This window comes from Deltaproteobacteria bacterium, from assembly GCA_016178705.1.
GTDB lineage: Bacteria > Desulfobacterota > Binatia > HRBIN30 > JACQVA1 > JACOST01.
Window position 1 is genome coordinate 256656 of the sequence record JACOST010000031.1, and the last position, 20863, is coordinate 277518.

16 protein-coding genes are annotated in these 20863 nt (G+C 62.6%); 6 read left to right on the top strand and 10 right to left on the bottom strand.

All coding sequences use genetic code 11. The features are described from left to right. Window positions 1-128: 128 nt before the first annotated feature. The gene (locus HYR72_24310; protein MBI1818116.1) at window positions 129-503 is read right to left on the bottom strand and encodes a hypothetical protein; all 375 of its coding nucleotides are present in this window, start codon (window positions 501-503) and stop codon (window positions 129-131) included. Window positions 504-846: 343 nt separating this feature from the next. Between HYR72_24310 and HYR72_24315 the strand changes: the two genes are divergently transcribed. The 5 genes from HYR72_24315 (at window position 847) to HYR72_24335 (ending at window position 7593) form a co-directional block, all read left to right on the top strand. Then, complete coding sequence (locus HYR72_24315; GenBank protein ID MBI1818117.1) at window positions 847-2280, top strand: hypothetical protein; 1434 nt, start codon at window positions 847-849, stop codon at window positions 2278-2280. Between the two features lie 18 nt (window positions 2281-2298). Further along, window positions 2299-3693 carry an MBL fold metallo-hydrolase gene (locus tag HYR72_24320; GenBank protein ID MBI1818118.1) on the top strand — a complete coding sequence of 465 codons (1395 nt, stop codon included), beginning with the start codon at window positions 2299-2301 and terminating at the stop codon, window positions 3691-3693. A 195-nt stretch (window positions 3694-3888) separates the two neighbouring features. Further along, window positions 3889-4506: an LOG family protein gene (locus tag HYR72_24325; GenBank protein ID MBI1818119.1), complete on the top strand. Its 618-nt coding sequence runs from the start codon at window positions 3889-3891 to the stop codon at window positions 4504-4506. A 160-nt stretch (window positions 4507-4666) separates the two neighbouring features. Then, the gene (locus HYR72_24330) at window positions 4667-6997 is read left to right on the top strand and encodes a heavy metal translocating P-type ATPase (protein ID MBI1818120.1); all 2331 of its coding nucleotides are present in this window, start codon (window positions 4667-4669) and stop codon (window positions 6995-6997) included. A gap of 5 nt (window positions 6998-7002) precedes the next feature. Next, window positions 7003-7593 (top strand): hypothetical protein, encoded by a 591-nt coding sequence (locus HYR72_24335; GenBank protein MBI1818121.1) that lies wholly within the window; start codon window positions 7003-7005, stop codon window positions 7591-7593. 67 nt (window positions 7594-7660) lie between these two features. On the opposite strand, the gene HYR72_24340 is transcribed toward HYR72_24335, so the two are convergent. The 8 genes from HYR72_24340 to HYR72_24375 all read right to left on the bottom strand — a co-directional run bounded on the left by HYR72_24340 (window position 7661) and on the right by HYR72_24375 (window position 17550). Further along, window positions 7661-10417, bottom strand: a complete 2757-nt coding sequence (locus HYR72_24340; protein ID MBI1818122.1) for a VCBS repeat-containing protein — start codon at window positions 10415-10417, stop codon at window positions 7661-7663. A 229-nt stretch (window positions 10418-10646) separates the two neighbouring features. Then, a complete protein-coding gene (locus HYR72_24345) occupies window positions 10647-10799 on the bottom strand; it encodes a hypothetical protein (protein MBI1818123.1) in 153 nt (50 codons plus the stop codon). A gap of 82 nt (window positions 10800-10881) precedes the next feature. Next, window positions 10882-11571: a helix-turn-helix domain containing protein gene (locus HYR72_24350; GenBank protein ID MBI1818124.1), complete on the bottom strand. Its 690-nt coding sequence runs from the start codon at window positions 11569-11571 to the stop codon at window positions 10882-10884. Between the two features lie 295 nt (window positions 11572-11866). Then, window positions 11867-13300 (bottom strand): porin, encoded by a 1434-nt coding sequence (locus tag HYR72_24355; protein MBI1818125.1) that lies wholly within the window; start codon window positions 13298-13300, stop codon window positions 11867-11869. A gap of 153 nt (window positions 13301-13453) precedes the next feature. Continuing rightward, entirely contained in the window at window positions 13454-13636 is a 183-nt protein-coding gene (locus HYR72_24360; GenBank protein ID MBI1818126.1) for a YezD family protein, read from the bottom strand. A gap of 15 nt (window positions 13637-13651) precedes the next feature. Continuing rightward, complete coding sequence (cysW, locus tag HYR72_24365; GenBank protein MBI1818127.1) at window positions 13652-15694, bottom strand: sulfate ABC transporter permease subunit CysW; 2043 nt, start codon at window positions 15692-15694, stop codon at window positions 13652-13654. Further along, window positions 15684-16508 carry a sulfate ABC transporter permease subunit CysT gene (gene cysT, locus HYR72_24370; GenBank protein ID MBI1818128.1) on the bottom strand — a complete coding sequence of 275 codons (825 nt, stop codon included), beginning with the start codon at window positions 16506-16508 and terminating at the stop codon, window positions 15684-15686. The genes cysW and cysT overlap by 11 nt, the downstream gene beginning before the upstream one ends. Window positions 16509-16545: 37 nt before the next feature. Continuing rightward, a complete protein-coding gene (locus HYR72_24375; protein MBI1818129.1) occupies window positions 16546-17550 on the bottom strand; it encodes a sulfate ABC transporter substrate-binding protein in 1005 nt (334 codons plus the stop codon). Window positions 17551-18032: 482 nt separating this feature from the next. Here HYR72_24375 and HYR72_24380 point away from each other — a divergent pair, with 482 nt between their 5' ends. Further along, the gene (locus HYR72_24380; protein ID MBI1818130.1) at window positions 18033-20411 is read left to right on the top strand and encodes a DUF1080 domain-containing protein; all 2379 of its coding nucleotides are present in this window, start codon (window positions 18033-18035) and stop codon (window positions 20409-20411) included. An 8-nt stretch (window positions 20412-20419) separates the two neighbouring features. On the opposite strand, the gene HYR72_24385 is transcribed toward HYR72_24380, so the two are convergent. Next, window positions 20420-20845 carry a chromate resistance protein gene (locus tag HYR72_24385; GenBank protein ID MBI1818131.1) on the bottom strand — a complete coding sequence of 142 codons (426 nt, stop codon included), beginning with the start codon at window positions 20843-20845 and terminating at the stop codon, window positions 20420-20422. Window positions 20846-20863 lie beyond the last annotated feature (18 nt).

The following is a 20863-nucleotide window of genomic DNA, read 5'->3' on the forward strand; positions in this document are numbered from 1 at the left end:
AGTTCGGGATTGACCGAGCGCGCAAATCCGACGTTTGAGTTAGTCCACCCTTGGTCCGTTTTATTCGGCAAAGGCGAGAACCTCCTTCGTCGAGGTTCCCGCCTTCTTCCGCGGCCGATGTTCGTCCACTACTTCGCTGCCGACGCAGCCATGTCGGCGTGGTCCTTCGCCAGACTCTCGTACTCTGTCTTTTCCTGGAGAGCCGTCTGATACAGAAGGTCGCAGTGTCTGTTCATCGTCTTCATGCCAGTGCCCCCGTAGGCTTTCACCATCGCTTCGTGCCGCGCAACTTCGGCCGAGGCCGCTGCCGCCTTGGTCTGGTAGTACGCGGCTATCGCTTGATGCTCTGCTGGGGTTTTCATCGTCGTGATGCGCTCGACGATGTTGTCGTCAGTCACCGGGGTTGCCTGCGCCCAGGCAGCTTGACCAACGCTGAGCAAGCCCGCGAGGCCCAAGGCCCCGAGACCATATCTAACCGACCGACTCCACGTGATGTTCGCCATTCGTCTCACCTCCTATGCTTCACTTGGACGAGCAAGCGTCTTGCCAATTCTGATTCGTTATGGATCGGAGCGGTGGCGCGTTGCGTCGGCATAGTCTGGAAATCTACTCCGGAGTTTTCGCGAGAGTGAGAGGCAAAGGCCCTCGGAACGTGGTGACGTTGGGCGGCGGCTACTGGCAAGGAAATTGGTGTTCTCCGCAACGCAGCACTTCGCCGCCGGGGTGCAAGAACATGACGACAGGAACAATGAAGAGACCCGGATGGAACGATATGCTGCTCCGCCTTCGCAACCACACTGACCTCCGCCCTGTCAACACGCCCAAGCAACAACGGATACAAGCATCATGACTCGAGATCCATCGACCGCTGAGGCGGCGAACGCTGAGCTGGTCGCTGCCGTGCGAGCGCTCGTGAATCTGAGCGCCGTCGACCTGTTGTACGCGGATCAATACCTATGTCGTGCCGAGGCGGTGCTCCCCAGTGTATGTACGAGGGAGCAATACCGCGCGCTTCACCAAGAAGGAATTGGTTTGCCGCAACTGACCGGCGAACTCCGGGAGGCAACCGAGCAGAGTGACTGGTCCAAGGTTCGAACGCTCGCGCAAAAGGCTGCGGAGATTCGTGAACGACTCGCCATGAACGGCGAGATCGTTGCGCTTGCGGAGGCGGTGTATGGCCCACGGTTGATTCACGCTGACGCGACGACGCTTGCCCTCAGCGGTGTCGTGGCGCAGCCGGAGTCAAGTGTCAGTCGGGCGCGCGACGTGGTCATCGGCGAGTTGCGGACCCTCGTTACTGCCGATCCACAGTGGGCATCGTTCTACCAATCTCGCATCACGCATTTCGAGCGCTGCAAGATCGTCAGCAGCGAAGATCCACGCCCGACGGTAGACCTCTTGCGTCTGCAGCAACAGATCTTGGCGGCAATTTCGGCAGGTGACTTCGGCCGAGTGAAGCGCTTGGCTGACACGGTCCCAAGCGAGCGCGGCACACCCACCGCACGACTGTGTGCGCCGCGGCGCGTGAATCACGTGCACGACCTGGCGGCTGCCTTTGGTCAATCGACGATCGACACCGCTCGCACCCTTGGACTGGCCGTGGAGACGCTGGAAGCTGTCTCAGATCTCAACGACTACCTGAACTGCTGCTGCGTGGAACGAGCCACGCTACCGGAGAAGCCACTGAGTGAAGCGCGTGCCAGCGGAGCGGACTGCACATGTGGCCATGCGTGTCCGCCGGCTGTCAGGGTCAGTTTGCGGAAGAATCTCGACCTGCTCATCGGGCATCCATTCATTAGTTCTGCCGGGTTGCGCTATCTCCCGTGGTTCGGTCCCGAAACGCTCTTGGTCGAGTCGTTCCCAGAAGATGCTCCGGATGCTCGAACCGGCCTGCTGACCGCGCTCGGTTTGGCGAAGCGGCACCGACTCGCGCGTGTTTCCATCGAAGATGCACTGCTGACACACGGCCCGCGGGTGTGTGTCGAACTCGGGCTCGACCCGCTGCAGTTCGCCGTCGCGTGTATTCCTTTTGATGCGTACGTGCGGCTTGCTCCAACACGCGGCTGGGGACGGCAGGAGTTCTGGACACACCTCGACGGGTATCAGATCACCCGCGAGTTGCGCTTGTGGGCGCTGGTGGGAGGGAACGCGAACTACGGCGGACCCGACGATCTCTCGAGTCTGGTCCGAAACTACGATTCGGAGCGATTGACCGCGCGTTTCGTCATTCTGCGGCGCGAGCGGTTTCTCGTCCGTGAAGGAAACGGAGGCGCGCAATGAACTCAGTTGAGAGCGATCATGCCTGAGCGATCGACGCTTCAATTCCTCGGTGGCGCCGGCACCGTTACCGGATCGAAGCATCTGGTCACCGCGAATGGGCACCAACTCCTGCTCGACTGCGGCCTCTTTCAAGGCTTGAAGGCGCTGCGCCTGCGCAACTGGCAGGCGCCCCCGTTGGACCCGTCTCGGCTTACGGCGGTGGTGCTAAGTCACGCGCATCTCGATCACTCGGGGTACCTGCCGCTCTTGGTCCGTCACGGTTTCCACGGCCCGATCTACTGCACTCCGGGGACCGAAGACTTAGTGCGGGTCCTGCTCTTGGACGCAGCGCATCTGCAGGAGGAAGAGGCCGAGCGCGCCAATCGCTACGGGTATTCCAAGCACAAGCCGGCCTTGCCGCTCTACACAACTGCGGATGCGGAAGCCGCGCTTCGACTTACGGAGTCACGCACGTATGGTCAAGCGTTCGGGGTGAGCCCGGGTGTGACCGGCCTCTTCCGCCGGGCGGGCCACATCCTCGGCTCAGCGACTGTCGAGCTTCAAGTCGATGGGCCCAGCCCGCTGCGTGTGGTGTTCTCGGGTGACCTCGGCCGATGGCAGCGGCCGATCCTGCGCGATCCCGATATGGTCAGTGAAGCCGACGTGCTTCTGGTCGAGTCGACCTATGGTGATCGGATCCATTCGCCCGACCCCGCCGGCGCTCTGGCTGCCGTCATTCGTGACGCGGTTGCGCGTAGCGGCGCGCTGATCGTTCCTGCGTTCGCGGTCGGTCGCGCGCAAGAGCTCATCTGGACGATTCGCCAACTCGAGGAAGCGGGCACGATTCCCACGCTGCCGGTGTTCGTCGACAGCCCGATGGCAATCAACGTCACCGACATCTATTGCCAGCATCCCGAGGACCACGGCCTCGATATGAAGCTGCTGATGGATCAACACCGCTGTCCGCTGTGCTGTAAGCAGTATCATCTTGTGCGCACGGGGGCGGAGTCAAAGGCGCTCAACGATCGGCGCGGTCCGATGATCATCATCTCGGCCAGCGGCATGGCCACCGGGGGGCGCGTGATCCATCATCTGAAGTTCAGGCTCCCGGATGAACACACCACCGTGTTGCTACCGGGATTTCAAGCCGCCGGCACGCGTGGGCGCGCGCTACAGGAAGGTGCGCAGGCGGTGCGCATTCATGGTCAAAGCATCCCCGTACGCGCGCGGGTTGTGACGCTCGATGGCTTCTCGGCTCACGCGGATCGTGACGAGATCTTACGCTGGGCCAGAGGGTTTCGTCGCCCTCCTCGGCAAACCTACGTGGTCCACGGTGAACCGCAGGCGGCGCGAGCGCTGGCCGCAACGCTGCAGGGGCAACTGGGGTGGAATGCGCGGGTGGCGCTCGATGCGGAGACGGTCGAGTTGATGTGATGAGACGGAGCATCGAGCCCGACCGAGCGCTGATCCGTACCCACCAAGGGCGATGCTACTACTTCTGCTCCGCAGCGAGTCGGCTGAAATTCCGTGAAAACCCCAAGGCGGCGCTGCGGACCAGCCAAGCAGCGCGCAAGGAGCTGATCCATGCAATCGGCTGAATCAGGCATGTTCGTGCATCACGGCGTGCCGATGCGCCTCAAGATCGGCGTCATGGGCGCCGCGACCGGTGACTTACGCCCCGAACACCGGCGCGCGGCGTACACCCTCGGCCACACGATCGCGGCCGCGGGCTGTATCACCATCACCGGTGCGTGCCCAGGGTTGCCGCTCGAAGCCGCGATGGGCGCGAAGGCCGCGGGCGGATTGGTCATCGGCATCTCCCCCGCACTCAGCTTGGATGAACACATCCACAAGTATCACTCGCCGGCCGATTCCCACGACCTCCTCATCTTTACCGGCAGCGGCCTGATGGGCCGCGAGGTCGTTAACATCCGCTCGTCCGACATGGTGGCGATCGTTGGTGGCCGCAGCGGAACGCTGGGGGAGCTGGCGATCGCCTACGATGAGGGCAAGCTCATTGGCGTGCTGATGGGCACCGAGGGCATCACCGACATCGCCAGCATCATTCTGCGCGCGTGCGCCAAGGACACCGGCGCCCGCGTGATCTACGAGCGCAACCCAGAGCGGCTGGTGCATGAGCTGCTGCGTCTCTATCGCAGCGCGCACTTCCGCAAACCGTCGTGTTTCTGCGAAGAACGCTGCGCCTGTGAGCCGCGAGCGGAAGCCGAGCGCGCGCCGGCCGGCTAGAAGTCCAGCCGCTGGATCACAGTGCGTACGCGGATGCGAGTCAGACCATCGCCGATGGTCGGTGCACCCCCGTAGATACTCACACCACGTAGAGGATGGAATGACGGAGCAGGCCACAGTCTTCCCCGCGAGCGTGGCCGAATGATAGGTTCATCCCCACATGCACAAGCCGTCGCTGCCTGACGATGCGGTCGCCATAGACCCCGTCTGTGGGATGAAGGTGAACCGCGTGGCGCCCAAGGGCGGCACGCACGAGCACGCTGGGCAGACGTACTACTTCTGCAATCCCAGGTGTCGAGAGAAGTTTGGCTCGGACCCGGCGAAGTACCTCGCCCCGGTACCGGCAAGTCCGCCGACGCCCAAGAGCGAAGGGCAGGGCGGCGTGTACACGTGCCCGATGCACCCGGAGGTGCGGCAGACGGGTCCCGGCACCTGTCCCGATTGCGGCATGGCGTTGGAGCCGATCGACGTCACTGCCGAGGAAACCAGTCCCGAACTCGCCGATATGACGCGCCGCTTCTGGGTCTGCGTCGTGTTGGCGGTGCCGGTGTTCTGCCTGGCCATGTCGGAGATGGTGCCTGCATTGCCGGTTGTGCACACATTGTCACCGCGTCTACTCACATGGATACAGCTTTTGCTCGCCACGCCGGTTGTGTTGTGGGGTGGGCGGCCGTTCTTCGAGCGCGGGTGGACTTCGATTGTGACGCGCCGGCCGAACATGTTCACTCTGATCGCGATCGGCACCGGCACGGCCTACGCGTTCAGCGTCGTCGCCACGGTCGCGCCGAATATTTTCCCGGCAGCGTTCCGCGGGCACGGCGGAACGATTGCGGTCTACTTCGAGTCGGCGGCGGTGATCGTCACACTGGTATTGCTCGGGCAGGTGCTCGAACTGCGTGCTCGCAGTCAGACCAATAGTGCGATCCGTGCGCTGCTCACCTTGACGCCGGAGACCGCGCGAGTCGTGCGCTTCGACGGGACAGAAGAAGACATTGCAATTGATGCCGTGCTGGTCGGCGATCAGCTGCGCGTGCGGCCCGGCGAGAAGATCCCGGTGGATGGGGTGGTGGTGTCAGGAGTAAGCGCGATCGATGAGTCGATGATCACCGGCGAGTCTATTCCAGTGGAGAAGCGTGCCGGCGATCGTGTGATTGGCGCGACCCTCAACAGTACCGGCGCATTCATCATGCGAGCGGAACGGGTCGGCGGCGAGACACTGCTGGCGCAGATCGTGCGCATGGTGGGCGACGCGCAACGCAGCCGCGCACCGATCCAACGGCTCGCTGATACAGTGTCGGGTTACTTCGTACCGGCCGTGGTTATCAGCGCGGCGATCACGTTCATCGTGTGGGCCACAATCGGGCCCGACCCACGAATGGCGTACGCGTTAGTGAACGCGGTAGCGGTCTTGATCATCGCCTGTCCCTGCGCTCTCGGGTTGGCGACGCCGATGTCGATCATGGTGGCTACCGGGCGCGGCGCGCGCGCGGGCGTGCTGATCAAGACTGCGGAGGCGCTGGAAATCTTCGAGCGCGTCGACACGTTGGTGGTCGACAAAACGGGAACGCTCACCGAAGGACGACCAAAGCTGTTGTCGGTGATTGCCGTCAACGGTTGGGATGAGGGAGAGCTGCTACACCTGGCGGCGAGCCTCGAACGCAACAGCGAGCATCCCCTGGCGTCGGCGATCGTCGGTGGCGCCGCGCAACGCCAGTTGCTGCTGGCAGACGCGATGGACTTTCGTAGTGTGACCGGTCAAGGCGTTACGGGCCTGGTGGAGAACCATCGGGTGGCGCTCGGCAACGCGCAACTGTTTGCCGCACTGCAGATTGACCTCGGTGCGTTGGCGTCACTGGCGGAGGATCTCCAGCGCAGCGCACAAACAGCGATGTTCGTTGCCATTGATGACCGAGTGGTGGGACTGCTTGGCGTAGCCGATCCGGTGAAGGCGTCGACGCCGGAAGCGATTCGACAGTTGCAAGGCGACGGCGTGCGGATCGTCATGCTCAGCGGCGACAACCGCACCACGGCGGAGGCAGTGGCACGCCAGCTTGGGATCGACGAGGTCGAGGCGGAGGTGTTACCGGCGCAGAAGGCAGAGATCGTGAAACGCGCGCAAGCCGCCGGTCACATCGTGGCGATGGCGGGCGACGGCATCAACGATGCCCCGGCATTGGCGCAAGCTCATGTCGGCATCGCGATGGGTACGGGCACTGACGTCGCGATGGCGAGTGCGGGGGTCACCCTGATCAAGGGCGATCTGCGTGGCATCGCCAAGGCGCGTCGCCTGAGCCGCGCGACGATGCGCAACATTCGCCAGAATTTGTTCTTCGCCTTCGCCTACAACGCGCTGGGAGTTCCGCTGGCCGCCGGGGTTTTGTATCCGATCTTCGGCGTGCTGCTCAGCCCGATGATCGCGAGCGCCGCGATGAGCTGCAGTTCGCTCAGCGTCATCGGCAACGCTCTGCGGCTGCGGCGGCTGCCGCTCTGAGACGGATGCTCGACAGCGGCGTGCAACACTGTCCGGCGTGCCGGAGCGAGTTCATCGCCGGAGTGGCCGCGTGTACGGATTGCGGCGGTCCATTGGAACTTGGCGCGTTGCCGGATCTCGCCGCCGTGACTGCGGGGAAATCGCCAATCGTCTACGATTCCCCCGACACCCTGCTGACAACCTTGCCAGGTGTGCGTGCCGACTTGGTCGTCCGCGCCCTCGTCATGGAAGGGATAGCGTGTCTGCTCGAGTGTGAAGGGCAGACGAAGCTGTGCGGCCCGACCGATGTGTCGCAGGGCCCCTTCGCGGTCACCTTGCCGGTGGCGATTTATGTTTCGGGTTCCCGTATGGAGGAGGCGGTGGCGGTCGTACAGTCACTCGATCGCGCAGATCTCGTCGGCGTCGAATGGAGCGAAGGCGATCCGGTGGGGTTGAGCGCGGAATTCGAGGGCGAAGCTGAACGAGACGCGGCAAACGACGATGAAAGTCAGTTGCAGTACGCTGGCCCGCTGGCCGAAGACACAACTCATCGGCTGATCGTTCTACTAGCGATCGTCGCGGCAGTGCTGACCGTGAGCTGGGTGTTCAAGCCATGAACCCCCGGACTCTGCCGTGAACCGCCGCACCCTGCCGTAAATCACTGCGGCCGGCGCGGCTACGCACCTATGGCGTGGGCGTCTCGGTCGGTGTCTCCGTCGGCGTTTCGGTCGGCGTTTCGGTCGGCGTCTCCGTTGGTGTGTCGGTCGGTGCCAGGGTCACAGTCTCGGTGGCGGTGGGAGTTTCCGTATCAGTGGGCGTGCTGGTCGGCGTGTCAGTCGGGACGGGTGTTTCGGTGGGCGTCTCCGTACCGGTGTCGGTCGGTGTTTGAGTTGGCGTCTCTGTTGGCGTGTCGGTGGCGGTCGGCGTCATCGTAGGCGTTTCAGTCGGAGTCGCGGTCGGGGTGTCGGTTGGCGTATCCGTCGCGGTGGGTGTCGCAGTCGGGGTATCGGTTGGCGTATCCGTCGCGGTGGGTGTCGCAGTCGGGGTATCGGTGGGTGTATCGGTCGGCGTATCGGTCGGCGTATCGGTCGGCGTATCGGTCGGCGTCGGTGTGGCGGTTGGGGTTTCCGTGGGCGTTGTTGTCGCTGTGTCCGTCGGAGTCTGCGTCGGCGTATCGGTCGGTGTGGGTGTCGCCGTGGGTGTTTGCGTCGGCGTGTCAGTGGGAGTCTGCGTCGGCGTATCCGTGGGCGTTGGCGTCGCGGTCGGGGTCGCGGTTGGCGTTGCCGTAGGTGTGTCAGTCGGGGTCGCGGTCGGTGTATCCGTTGGCGTTGCCGTGGGGGTCTCGGTCGGAGTTGGCGTGGCCGTCGGCGTATTGGTCGGTGTCGCGGTGGGCGTGTCTGTGGAGGTTGGGGTGGCCGTCGGGGTATCGGTTGGGGTCGCTGTGAAGGTGTTGGTCGGTGTCGTGGTGGTAGTCGGAGTGGCCGTCGGGGTGTCGGTGGCTGTCGGAGTAAATGTAGGTGTTTGGGTCGCAGTTGGCGTCGGCGTCGGACTCGCGGTCGGCGTAGCCGTCGGCGTGCTGGTGAAGGATGCCGTCGCGGTGGGTGTCGGTGTCGCGGTCGGGGATGGAGTGAAGGTCGCCGTCGGGGCAGGGGCAACGCAACCGGTGAGGGCTATGTTGACCGCCGCGATGAGCTCGTCAATCGTCACCTGGCCGTCGCCGTTGATGTCAAAGGCAACGCAACCGGCGAGCGTCGCGTTGCCGAGCGCGATGTTGACACCCTTAATCAACTCGTCGACCGTGAGCTGACCACTGAAGTCGCAATCGCCAGTGCAGGCCACCGCGATCGCACCATCGTCGGCGCGAGACGGTAGGATTTGACCGTCGGGGTCGCTGACGTTGACGGCGCCGGCCACCAACGGATGCAATCCCGGCACTGCGTCGTTGTGAATCGTGGCGGTGCATGTGTACAACACCGAGCCATCCGGAATCGGATCGAGATTACCGAGACCAATGATGACCACTCGCACCGCCTGACAGGTGCTGCCCACGATGCAACCGGTGGGGAGAAACTGGAAGTTGCTGTCGCCTTTGTTGATCGCCGGATTGACGGCGCAGGACAACAGCGGCGTCGTGACGTCGAAGGTGATCTCGTTCTGTACCGACGCCACCAAGGCGGTCGTAGCTTTGAGAGTCACGCCGACGTTGACGATGTTGCCCCACTGGCCTACGGGCGCCGCGATCTCGATTGCCGCGCCGGGGCGGTTCACCAGTAGCTGCAGCGTGCTCCCCGCATTAGATGCGACCGATCCCACCGCAACGTCAATAAGGCCGTCGCCGGTGAAGTCCGCGGCGGCGATTGTCTGTGGAATCAGATCGGTGGCGAACAGGGGCCCTTCGCTGAAGGTGCCGGATCCGGTGCCGGCGAAGATGCGAACGACGTCACCTTGCCCAACCGATCGCCCGTTGGTGACGCCGGCGGCCAAGTCAACGAGACCGTCGCTATCAAAGTCGGCGGCGGCGACTGAGCGCGCAAAGCACGCCGGCCGATCCGGATCGCGATCGGCCGGACACACAGCGAAGGATCCGAAATCAAAAAACCCCGTCCCGCGGCCCCGCAGAAGACTCAGATCCGTGCCGTTGCGACGCGAGAAGGGGTTCGCGGTTAGCAGGTCGGCCTTACCGTCACTGTTGAGATCTCCCAGCGCCAGCGCATCGGCACCGGCACCGACTACGAAGCCGCTCAGCGCAGTGAAGTTCGCCCCTACGCCGCCGGCCCCTCCCAGAAGCACCGTCACCGTATGGGGGCCGTTGCCGAGTTCGCTCAATATTGCGAGATCGAGGAAGCCATCAGCGTTGAGATGAGTTGATACAATCGGTCCGGGCTTCGATCCGGCGGGAAAGGTGCCGCCAGCCGTGAACGTCCCGCTACCCCCGCCTTGATTGAGGAGTACGACGACGACGTTGTTGTGCGAATCGGTGATGGCAAGGTCTGCACCGTTTGCGCCGTCGAAATCGCCGATGGCCACACCGTGCGGGTCACCCCCGACGGTGATTAGCGCAGGGGTACCAAACGAGCCATCGCCGTTGCCGAGCAGCAGCCACACTCCATTTGATCGCTCGTCGGCGATCACAAGATCGGGTCGGCTGTCCTGATTGAGGTCGCCCGCCGCCAAACCTTTCAGGAGTTGGCCGAGTTGGCGGGCGGTGCCGACCCGGAAGCCGCTCGGAGAACCCAGCAAGACCGTGACCGTCTTGTCTATCGCGCTACTGATTGCCAAGTCTGCGGTGCCGTCGCCGTCGAAGTCCGCGACCGCAAAGTAGTCGGGCTGGCGAGCTACTGGAATGGTTGGAGCGGGCTCAAAGAAGATCTGGGCCATCGCCAAATCGGCGAACAGCAGCGCGATGGCGCAAGCGGGGAGGATGGCCTTGCAACGGATCATAGGGACAAGTACGTCCCATTAGCCATACTAGAAAGTGTCGGATTTCGTCAAACAAAAAACGCGCACGCCGAGTTTCACCCCGATGGCCTCGGTGCGGGGTTGGCCATAGGCGTGCCGTTGACGGCGAATTGCCTGGCCAGGTTGCAATGGTCAGTCGACAAATCGTCCGCCCCGGAACGTGCCGGACCCGAAGCCATCGCCAACGGCGGCCGCCCCATTTGAGATCGTCTCAACCGATGCACAGCATCCGGATGGTGAAACCGAGCAGCGCCCATAGTGCCACCGCCAGGATTGCGTCTAGCAGCAAGCCGATGAGCGGCATTCCGTGGACACGGTCACTCCGCCGGCGGCGCGTCGACGCGAGCGTCGGCAGCTGGCGCACGGAGGCCTCTAGGCCGACCGTGTCGAAAGGGGACGCTCCTTCACCGACACGTGGATGGTGGGCAGTGAGTTCGGGTGGGAGGCTATGCCCGGCCATCGCGGCTTCTGCGAAAGCGCCAGTAGCGACGCGATAATGGTTCGGTAAGCAAGACTCGCCGCAGCGTTTCGTGGCTGATGGTGCGTACCACGCCGTGTCGGATGAGATGGTCGCGCAGCTTGAACAGCGACCACACCGGGAATGCCTCGCCCAGCTGAGTCGGATCGATGTTCGCACGATGGCGGATCTCCGCCCGGGTCTGCGCGCCAAAGACGAGATTGCGCGATTTGCCGGAGCCCCGATGGCGCAGTCCGGCGAGGCCGTGCTGATCGAACCGCGCGAGCCAACGCCGCACCGTGTCCGGGTGCACATCAAAGCGGAGGGCGATGACGTTCAGTGTCTCGCCATCGGCCCGGGCCAGAATGAGACCGGCTCGGCGTGCAGATCCGGTCGGACGATGTTGTGCCAGGCGCTCGAGATCGGCGCGCTCGGCAGCCGAGAGTACAAGTCTGAGCTGTGGAAGCAGGGTTGCGCCCAACTCTTCCGCCGCGTGCGGGACTCTTGATGGCGACACTCCCGTGGTCTGTCGTTCAAAGGCGCCTACGCTCCGTTCAATCAATCGGTCGCTTACCTCATGCCTTGGCATCGTTCCCTCCTCCCGTCGCTTATTCCCAGCAGTTGCAATCGCGATGGTCCAAGCCTCCTTCTCCCGGGAGCCGAGCAAGACCGACACCACCCTGGGGCTCGCTGTGCGCAGGTGATCCTGAGTGCCTCCTCCGGGACGGGGCTGCCCAGTATAGGGGCAACCTGGAACACCGAATGAGCATGGCCGAATCCGCAATGTTCAACTTTCTGTCTGACTGATGAAACTCATTAGATTCTCAGTCTAGAGCGGAAGGGTTGGCAATCACGAAGACGGCATCACTTCCACGACAACCCGTGCTGCGCACGAAGCCGGAACGATCAACACAGTGTTCCTTCATGATGCTCCTCCTTGTCTGCTTCGTTTGTGGCCAAGCGCAGTTGCTGTCTCAGAACGCGAGCTGAACCCGGCTCTCGATAACGTATTCGTTCGGTCGATTTCCTTTCTTCGCACCGTCGGCGAATTCGGTCTGGGCGTAGTCCAGCACCACCTTGACGTTCTTGTTCAGGTACCAATTGCCACCGAGCACGAACTCAGTGGCCCGATGTGCCGACTTGGTCTTGTCGGCAAAGCCAGTCGAGTACACGTCGGAGTCGATGTCGATCTCGCCATAGCGCCCAGCGAGTTCGAACGCACCTGGTCCCCAACCACCGTCGTCGAGCGGCTGGAACGGGCGGAACGGCGTCACGCCCTTGTACGACGCTGGCTCGCCCGTCAGGACATAGGAGGCCGCCACTTGCCACGCATCGTTGCCGAACGTGGCAGTCTTCTTGTCGCGTTTGTATTCCTGCGATTCGTAGACGTACTCGAAGAGCGCGCCGAATGGGCCGACGTAGTAGTAGGCCTGCGGTGACACGCGCGACCGTTGGCCGGAGGCAATCACCGGCCCGAGATTCTTGGTGGGGTCGGTCGCGTTGGTGACCGCGCCGTTGAAACTAAAGAACGTGGCCTGTCCCGTGGACTTGTAAGTCGGGACATCGGGAGTCGAGGTGTTACCACCCTGACGGCCGTACGAGCCGGCGACGCCAACCCCGAGACTCTTCAGTGCGCTGAGGTCTGTGCTCGTGAAGGGTAACGCGAACACGCGCCCGACGAAGTCCTTGTCGTCGTTCGTGTCGTTGACGTTGGTCGGGTTCAGATTGTCGGGCACGCCGTTGACGATGCCGAGCTGATAGCCGACGGCACCGTCGAATACGTCGCCGAAGAACTGTACACCGATGTCGCGGTTCGGCAGCAGATTGGTGGGCAGGCCGCGCTCCACGAACATGAGCGACGTAGCGGATTGCAGCCGCTCGAGACCAACCGGCGGTTTGAATTTGCCGAAGCGTAGCTTGGCCTCGGGGAAATAGTTGAAGTCCAGATAAGAATCGTAGATCTGGACGCTACTTCCGCCGAAATCGGGCAAGATGCGGAAATCGAAATACTTGAAGACGGTGCCCTGCAAGTCGAGCCGGGCGCGCCGGATAAGGAACTGGTTGGTGTTCTGGTTGGCTTCGTCGTTGACAAAGAAGCGTCCGTCGAACTGCGTGTAGGCGCCGATTCTCAGCTTGAAGCGGTTGTCGGCCGAGCTGATATAGAAGCCGTCTTTCCATTGCGCCAATGGGTTGCGGATCTGGTTGTCGATCTGCACCTCATGTTGGCGCGACTCGTGGTTGAGGCGGTCGACTTGCTCCTCCAACTCCTTCAGTCGACGCTTTACCTCGTCTGGTGTGGGATCGGGTGGTGAGCTGTCTGCTGCCGGCGCGGTCAGCGCCGCGGCCAGCACCCCGGTCAGGATGATGGCTACAATCCACCACCGGCGGCGAACGGATTGGGTACGCATGATAGGACTCCTTGCTTCGTCATGGCGTACCTCCGGTGGTCCGGTCAGTGTCGCGTGTGTTGTGTCGCGCCTCCCGTTAGCGGGTCAGCTCGAACGGCTGGTTGCTCGTTGCTAGGTTGTTCGTTGTTAGATCCGAACCTAGCAACGCAACAACTAACAACCTGTCTTCTTCAGTCGCAATTTCTCCGTCCGTTCCACTTGCACGATGACGCCGTCCTGGACGATCACGGTGACCTCGCCGTAGCGCAGGCCGGTCAGCGCGTCGCGCACGCGAGCGAGCGCGTGCGCGGTGTAGTTCTCATCACTCGGACGCTGTTCGATGGAAAGGTCGGACATCGTTATTCCTCCGGTTCAAATTGTGTAGTCTTGCACGAACACACGCACTCGGCGGGGAAAGACGAAGACGCGGTCTCCCGGCCGCAGATTGAGCCGCGCGTGCTGTTCCTGGCCGATCTCGACGTTGATGTTGATGCCGAATTCCTGGGCGGCGACCTCGACCTTCACCGCCGCGCCGGCGGCGTTGATGCGCACCACTTCTGCTTTCAGACTGGAGTTGCCGCGCGGGATGCGGTCGATCTCCAACTCGTGCGGCCGCACGTAGGCGGTGACCGGCTTCGCCGGGTCATGCGGAGAGCCCGACGGCGTGAGATCGAGACCGAATTTGGCAAAGCCTTCGGCCACGCGACCATGGAAGACGTTGACGTTGCCGAGGAAGTCCATGACGAAGGCATTCGCCGGATGGTCGAACACTTCCTGCGGGCTGCCTTGCTGCTCGATGCGGCCGCGATTCATCACCACGACGCGATCGGAAACCTCAAACGCTTCCTCTTGGTCGTGCGTGACGAATACGCTGGTGACGTGGATCTCATCGTGCAACTTGCGCAGCCATTGCCGCAGCTCTTGGCGCACCTTGGCGTCGAGCGCGCCGAAGGGCTCGTCGAGCAGCAGCACCTTGGGCTCGGCTGCCAAGGCGCGGGCGAGCGCGACGCGCTGGCGCTGACCGCCCGAGAGTTGCGACGGCGCCTGTCGTCCGAGATCGTCGAGCTGAATGAGGCGCAACAGTTCGTGCACACGCTCTTGAATCCGCTTCTCCGGCCACCGCCGCACGCGCAAGCCGAAGGCGACGTTTTCAAACACGGTCATGTGGCGAAACAATGCGTAATGCTGAAACACGAATCCGACGTTGCGATCGCGCGCCGAGCGACTGGTGGCGTCTTCGTCCTGGTAGTGGATGGCGCCCTCGTCGGGCATGTCGAGACCGGCAATGATGCGGAGCAATGTTGTTTTACCTGAGCCCGACGGTCCAAGTAGCGCCACCAAGGACCCATGCGGTACTTCGAGGCTGACGTCGTCGAGTGCGACGAAGTCACCGAAGTGCTTCGTGATGTTCTTGACCGAGATCCCCACGCGGCGATCCTCCTCGCTGCGAGGTACATCGTCGATCGAGTCCTCCGGCGATTTCAGATGCAGACGCGGAGTGGACGGAATCGGCCCTGATGGTTGGTTGAGGGGACTTCCGCGCAAGCGACTCTCGAGCTCGCGGCGGGTCTGCCACTCGAGCGCCGTCTTCACCGCCAGCGTCACCAGCGCCAACGACGACAGCAGCGACGCAAGGGCGAAGGCTCCAGGCATGTTGTACTCCTGGAATAGCTTCTCCACGCGCAGCGGCATGGTGTCGGTCTGACCGGTTATGTGGCCGGAGACCACATATACCGCACCGAACTCGCCCATCGCGCGCGCGTTGCACAAGATCACGCCGTACAGCAGGCCCCACTTGATGTTCGGCAGAGTCACTCTCCGGAACATCTGCAACGCCCGGGCGCCGAGACTCACCGCCGCGATCTCCTCCTCGGTGCCGATCGCCTCCATCAGCGGAATCAGCTCGCGGGCAACGAACGGAAACGTCACGAATGCGGTTGCGAGAATCAGCCCGGGGGTAGCGAAGATGATCTTGATGTCGTGCTCGCGGAGCCACGGCCCGAGATAGCCTTGCAGGCCAAAGATCAACACGAAGATCAGCCCGGCAACCACCGGCGAGACGGCGAACGGGAGATCGATCAGGGCGGTCAGGAGCGTACGGCCGCGAAAGCGGAAGCGGGCGATCAACCAGGCGGCGGCGACGCCGAAGACTACGTTAAGCACAACTGCCACCGGAGCCACGCGCAGTGTGAGCAGGATGGCACTTGTCGTGTCGGGGTCCGCAAACAGACTGTTCCAGTACACGCCGGGCCCGCGCCGAAAGGCCTCGTAAAATACATTGACGAGCGGGATGACCACGAGCACGCCCATCACCAGCATGGCGGCGGTGATCAACGTCCAGCGGATCGCGAAGGGATCCTCCTGCGCGCGCCGCTGCCCTACTTTCGCGGTGGTGACCGCAAGTTCAAGCGACATTTCTCTTGCTCCAGCGCTCCAGCATGTTGATCAGTACCAACATGGTCAGTGAGATCGTCAGCAGGACGATGGCGATTGCCGCGGCTTCGGGGTAACGGAACTCCTCCAGCGCCGCCACGATCAAGACCGGGGCGATCTCGGTCTTGTACGGCATGTTGCCCGACACGAAGACCACCGAGCCGTACTCGCCGAGCCCGCGCGCAAAGGCGAGGGCGAAGCCGGTCACGATCGCCGGAAAGAGTGTAGGCGCAATGACGCGGACAAAGGTTTGCACGCGCGTCGCGCCCAAGCATGCCGCCGCTTCCTCCAGCTCCGCCTCGAAATCTTCCAAGATCGGCTGCACGGTGCGGACAACGAACGGCAACCCGATGAAGATCAACACCAGCACGATGGCAAATCTCGAGTACGCTCCCTCAATGCCGAGCGGCACGAGGAATTGGCCGAGCCAACCGCTTTTCACGTACAAGCTGGAGTAGACCAAGCCGGCAACGGCAGTGGGAAGGGCGAACGGAAAATCCACCAGGGCGTCGACGACGCGCTTGAAGGGGAACTCGTAGCGCACCAGCACCCACGCCACCAACATTCCGAGTACAGCGTTCGCGGCGGCGGCGATCAGCGACGCACCGACGGTGAGCGTGTAGGCGGCGCGGGCCCGCGGCGTCCACACCGCCGCCCAAATCTGATCCAGCGACAACGACGCGGCCTTGAGAAAGCACGCCGTCAGTGGGATCAGTACGAGTGCGCTGAGGTAGAAGAGGGTGTACCCGAGGCTCAATTGAAACCCTGGCAAGACGCGCCGATTGACGTCGATCATGGTTCGCTCTCAGCGAGGCTGATCTAGAGTCCGCGCCCTACGCCCCTGGCTTGTAGATGCTGTCGAAGATCGCGCCATCGACGAAGAACTTCTTGTAGGCTTCGTTCCAATCCTTCGCGATCGCCGTGATTGGGAAGCGTGTGATCTCCTTGAACGTGGCCGCGTGCCGACTAAGCGCCTCTGCATTGATGGGCCGGTAGTAGTTCTTGGCAATGATCTCTTGACCCTCGGGGCTGTAGAGAAAGCTCAAGTAGGCCTCGGCCGCTTCGCCCGTCCCCTTACGCTTCACATTGGCGTCGACGACAGCGACCGGCGGTTCCGCCAGCACACTGATCGGGGGGTAGACCAGCTCCAGCTCGCCGCCAGCCTCCGCCAGCTCCAGGTATGCCTCGTTCTCCCACGTGAGGTGGACGTCGCCGATCTTTTTCTGCGCAAAGGTTGTGGTCGATCCGCGTGCGCCGGAGTCGAGCACCGGGGCTTGCCTGTACAGTTTGGTGGTGAAGTCTCTCGCCTCCTGCTCGGTGCCGCCGCGTTCGATGACCGAGCCCCACGCGGCGAGAAAGCTGAACTTGCCGTTGCCGGAGGTCTTCGGGTTTGGTGTGACGATTTCGATGCCCAGCTTGACGATGTCGGGCCAGTCCGTGATGCCCTTTGGATTGCCCTTGCGGACGACGAACACGATGGTCGAGGTCCATGGGACAGAATTGTTCGGGAAGCGCTGATCCCAACCCTCGCTGATGAGCCCAACCTTGCGGATGGCATCGGTGTCCGGCCACATCGCGAGTGTGACGACATCGGCATCGAGCCCGTCGACGACGGCGCGTGCTTGCGCGCCCGAGCCGCCGTGGGACTGTTTGATCGTCACGATCACGCCCTTCTCTTTGGCGTAGGCCGAGCTAAACGCCGTGCCGATGTCGCGCAACAGCTCGCGCGTCGGATCGTACGAGACGTTCAGCAGCTCAATTGATTTCGCATCGTCCGCGCTGGCGGCCGTTGCCGCCGTGATCGCGGTTATGATTGCGAGGATAGCTGACTTCCACATGATTCTTCTCCTTTGGTTCTCCGGCCCAGACGCAATCGTCCGAGCCCAATGCTTTTCGGGTGATCAAAACGAAAAGGCCCGGGAGGCATTGCCTCCCAGGCCTTTCAAGTCGTGCGTTTCAGTTCGGGATTAGTGCGAGACAATGAACGCAGGGCGACTGCAAGCGCGGGAGACCTCCCAGGCCTTGGTACAGCAACAACAGGTCGCAAACCGTACGTTCATTGCCGGGCAAAATGCCCAAGTGCACCTTTCGTGTCAAGTATCCCATGGCGGAATAGAGACAAATGTATTGAGGCGCACTCGACCCTTCTAGAAGCAGTGTGTAATCGGTTCAGGCCGGAAGGTCGTAAGGTGTTCTTCCAATTGACCTGGAAGTTCTGGTGGGCGTAAGGACGATAGATCGATGACAACGCAGCCTAACACTGCGGCGTTCGTGGAAAAGCTCGCGAGCGGAGTTCGCCATCTCAGCGGGAGGATCCATCATGCCTCTGCCCAAACTCGCGCCCGATCAAGGCGCGCCACCAGTGGACATTCAGCAGACCGCGTTCAGTCACGATGTGATGGGTCGCTACGTTTGCAACAACTGGAATGAAGCCGTCGCATCCCAGGTCAACGGCGGGTATCCGTTCGACGCGATCGTGATCGGCGCCGGGATGTTCGGTGGCTACTGCGCCGAGAAGCTCTATCGCCTCGGAGCCCCGCACGCATTGCGTGTCCTCATCCTGGAGGCCGGCGCTTTCCTCTTGCCATCTCATATTCAAAACCTCCCGCAACGGCTCGGCGGCGACGTCGGTGGACCGGCGTACCTCCGCCAACGCGACGATGCCAACGGGACGTTGAACACGGTGTGGGGGATGCCCTGGATCAGCAACGAGAAGTTTCCGGGTCTCGCGTATTGTGTCGGGGGGCGCTCGCTCTTCTGGGGCGGTTGGGCGCCGAGACTGACTGACGCAGACCTGGCGAACTGGCCTCAAGATGTCGTCGCCTTTCTGAAAGGTCAGGCCGGACAGCCGGCCGCGTATGCCGACACCGAGATCGAGACCGGCGTTGTCCCGACCACCGAGTACATTTCCGGCCCGCTCTTCGATGCGCTGAAGACAGCCTTCGCTGCGGCAAAGGCGGGCGTGCCTCAGATCACCGACATCGCCGAAGCCCCGCTTGCGGTCCTTGGTGCCTCGCCGGCTCCGGGAGTCTTCCCGTTCGATAAGTTCAGCAGCGGCCCGTTCCTCATGGATGCCATTCGTCACGATGTCGGGAACAACGCGCGCTACGGAGATCTGAGCCGCCGAGTATTTCTTGTTCCGCGTACTCAAGTGCTTCGGCTCAACCTCTCGGGCAACGCCGCTACGAGCATTGATGTGAGCTCAGACGGTCAGCGCTTCAACCTTCCTGTCGTGCCGACGTGCGCGGTCGTGCTTGCGAATGGGACGATCGAGGCGACACGGCTTGCGTTGGATTCGCTCGGCATCGGATCGCATCAGTTCGGGGCTCCGCGCGTCGGCAACCTCATGGCGCACCTGCGCAGCAACATCACCGTGCGCATCAAGCGCGCCGCGCTCGGAATCACTGCCGCTCTCGACACACTCGAGACCGCCGCCCTGATCGTGCGGGGCACGGCGCTGGGTCGGCGCTTCCACCTCCAGGTAACGGCGGCAGCGGTCGCCGGCGCATCTCCCGAGCAGAATCTCTTCAGCATGATCCCGGACATCGACATCTTGCACACCATCGTCGCAAACCAGGACCCGAACTGGATCGTTCTCACGTTCCGCGGAATCGGCGAGATGGAAGATCAGCGCACGGCAAGTCCGAACCCGGCGATGAGTTGGATCGACTTAAGCAACGAGACTGACGCGTGGATGATGCGACGGGCCTATGTAAACTTGGTGCCGACGCCAGCCGACAATCAGTTGTGGGCTGCCATGGACAAGGCAGCCTTCGAGCTCGCTCGCCAACTCGCCAAGAGTTCCACGAACATCCAGTATCTGGTCGGCGGGAAGTTCCAGGATACCCAACCGCTGCCAGATGCGAACGGCAAGGGTCCCTGGCAAGACTTGCTCGGGACGACGCACCACGAAGCTGGAACATTGTTCATGGGCGCTCCGGGGGCATCCGTCACCGATACCGCCGGCAAGTTCCACAACGTCGCGAACGTTTACGTCGCCGGACCGGCGATCTTCCCGACCCTCGGTTCTGCCAACCCCTCGCTTACCGCGCTCACGCTTGCTCGGCGCACCGCGCAGACGATAGTCCAGGCCAATCGGCAACCCGGCCCAGCACAAACAAGCTTTACGCCCCTCTCGCTCAGCCCGATCGACTGGACGATGGTTCAGCAGCCCGGCTCGCTCGCCGGGGTCGTTCACCACGGTAGTGTTCTCGAAACCGTCGGCTCTGCGACCCAGCTCTCCTACGGTCTCTACTGGTACACCAAGGAAACCCTCGCCAACTTCCGTCTGTGGGTCGAGTGGCGCGTTGCCAAGCTCGACGACAACTCCGGGGTCTACATTCGCATCCCACCGCCGAACACGGCCAATGCCCTCGTGGCGGCCGACGAGCAAGGGTACGAAGTACAGATCGACGAGCGCGGCTACGACTCGGCAACCAACACGACGGGAAATGCGATCCAGCGAACCGGCGCGGTCTACAAGCTCTGTGCGCCCTCGGGCTTTCCGTCAAACCCGATCGGCCAATGGAACAGCTTCCTCATCGAAGCGAACGGGCAGGTCATCACCGTGACACTCAACGGTCAGCTCGTCACCACATGCACCGGGACAAGGCGAACTTCCGGACACCTCGCGTTGCAAGTCCATCACGGCACGTCACGGACGCAGTTTCGAAATCTGCAAATTGCGAAGTTGCCGTAGGCGAGTGGTCAGCGCGAAGCGATCCGAGCCTTGCAATAGGCGTAGAGGGCATCGTACACCGCGAACTGCCGCGCCATGTTGTCGTGGTCGTCGCGTGAGATCCGCCGGAATCCGTCTGCGATGGCCTCCAAGCCCACACCCTCGGGTGCCCATGACTTGTCCCAGGTATCGGCCGCCCGCACGATCTTCGCCAGTTCCATCAACGCTGGATCGCTGAGCTGGTACTTCTTCACGATCGCGTCGAACGAACACTCGGCTCCGTGGTGGCCCAGCTCACACTCGGGCACGTCATACACGGTGCCATCGGTGATCGATTTCCAGTCTGTGTCGGAGGAAAGGAAAACAAACTCCGCATCCGGGTCGACGAACTTCTTGATCAGCCACGGGCAGGCGATGCGGTCGACCTTGGCGAACTCTCGCGTGATCCAGCGCATGCGACACCTCCGGAGGAA

Excerpts from the sequence above, each read along its gene's own strand:
- HYR72_24310 (MBI1818116.1), bottom strand. The coding sequence starts at position 503 with ATGGCGAACATCACGTGGAGTCGGTCGGTTAGATATGGTCTCGGGGCC.
- HYR72_24315 (MBI1818117.1), top strand. The coding sequence starts at position 847 with ATGACTCGAGATCCATCGACCGCTGAGGCGGCGAACGCTGAGCTGGTC.
- HYR72_24320 (MBI1818118.1), top strand. The coding sequence starts at position 2,299 with ATGCCTGAGCGATCGACGCTTCAATTCCTCGGTGGCGCCGGCACCGTT.
- HYR72_24325 (MBI1818119.1), top strand. The coding sequence starts at position 3,889 with ATGCGCCTCAAGATCGGCGTCATGGGCGCCGCGACCGGTGACTTACGC.
- HYR72_24330 (MBI1818120.1), top strand. The coding sequence starts at position 4,667 with ATGCACAAGCCGTCGCTGCCTGACGATGCGGTCGCCATAGACCCCGTC.
- HYR72_24335 (MBI1818121.1), top strand. The coding sequence starts at position 7,003 with ATGCTCGACAGCGGCGTGCAACACTGTCCGGCGTGCCGGAGCGAGTTC.
- HYR72_24340 (MBI1818122.1), bottom strand. The coding sequence starts at position 10,417 with ATGATCCGTTGCAAGGCCATCCTCCCCGCTTGCGCCATCGCGCTGCTG.
- HYR72_24355 (MBI1818125.1), bottom strand. The coding sequence starts at position 13,300 with ATGCGTACCCAATCCGTTCGCCGCCGGTGGTGGATTGTAGCCATCATC.
- HYR72_24360 (MBI1818126.1), bottom strand. The coding sequence starts at position 13,636 with ATGTCCGACCTTTCCATCGAACAGCGTCCGAGTGATGAGAACTACACC.
- cysW (MBI1818127.1), bottom strand. The coding sequence starts at position 15,694 with ATGTCGCTTGAACTTGCGGTCACCACCGCGAAAGTAGGGCAGCGGCGC.
- cysT (MBI1818128.1), bottom strand. The coding sequence starts at position 16,508 with ATGATCGACGTCAATCGGCGCGTCTTGCCAGGGTTTCAATTGAGCCTC.
- HYR72_24375 (MBI1818129.1), bottom strand. The coding sequence starts at position 17,550 with ATGTGGAAGTCAGCTATCCTCGCAATCATAACCGCGATCACGGCGGCA.
- HYR72_24380 (MBI1818130.1), top strand. The coding sequence starts at position 18,033 with ATGCCTCTGCCCAAACTCGCGCCCGATCAAGGCGCGCCACCAGTGGAC.
- HYR72_24385 (MBI1818131.1), bottom strand. The coding sequence starts at position 20,845 with ATGCGCTGGATCACGCGAGAGTTCGCCAAGGTCGACCGCATCGCCTGC.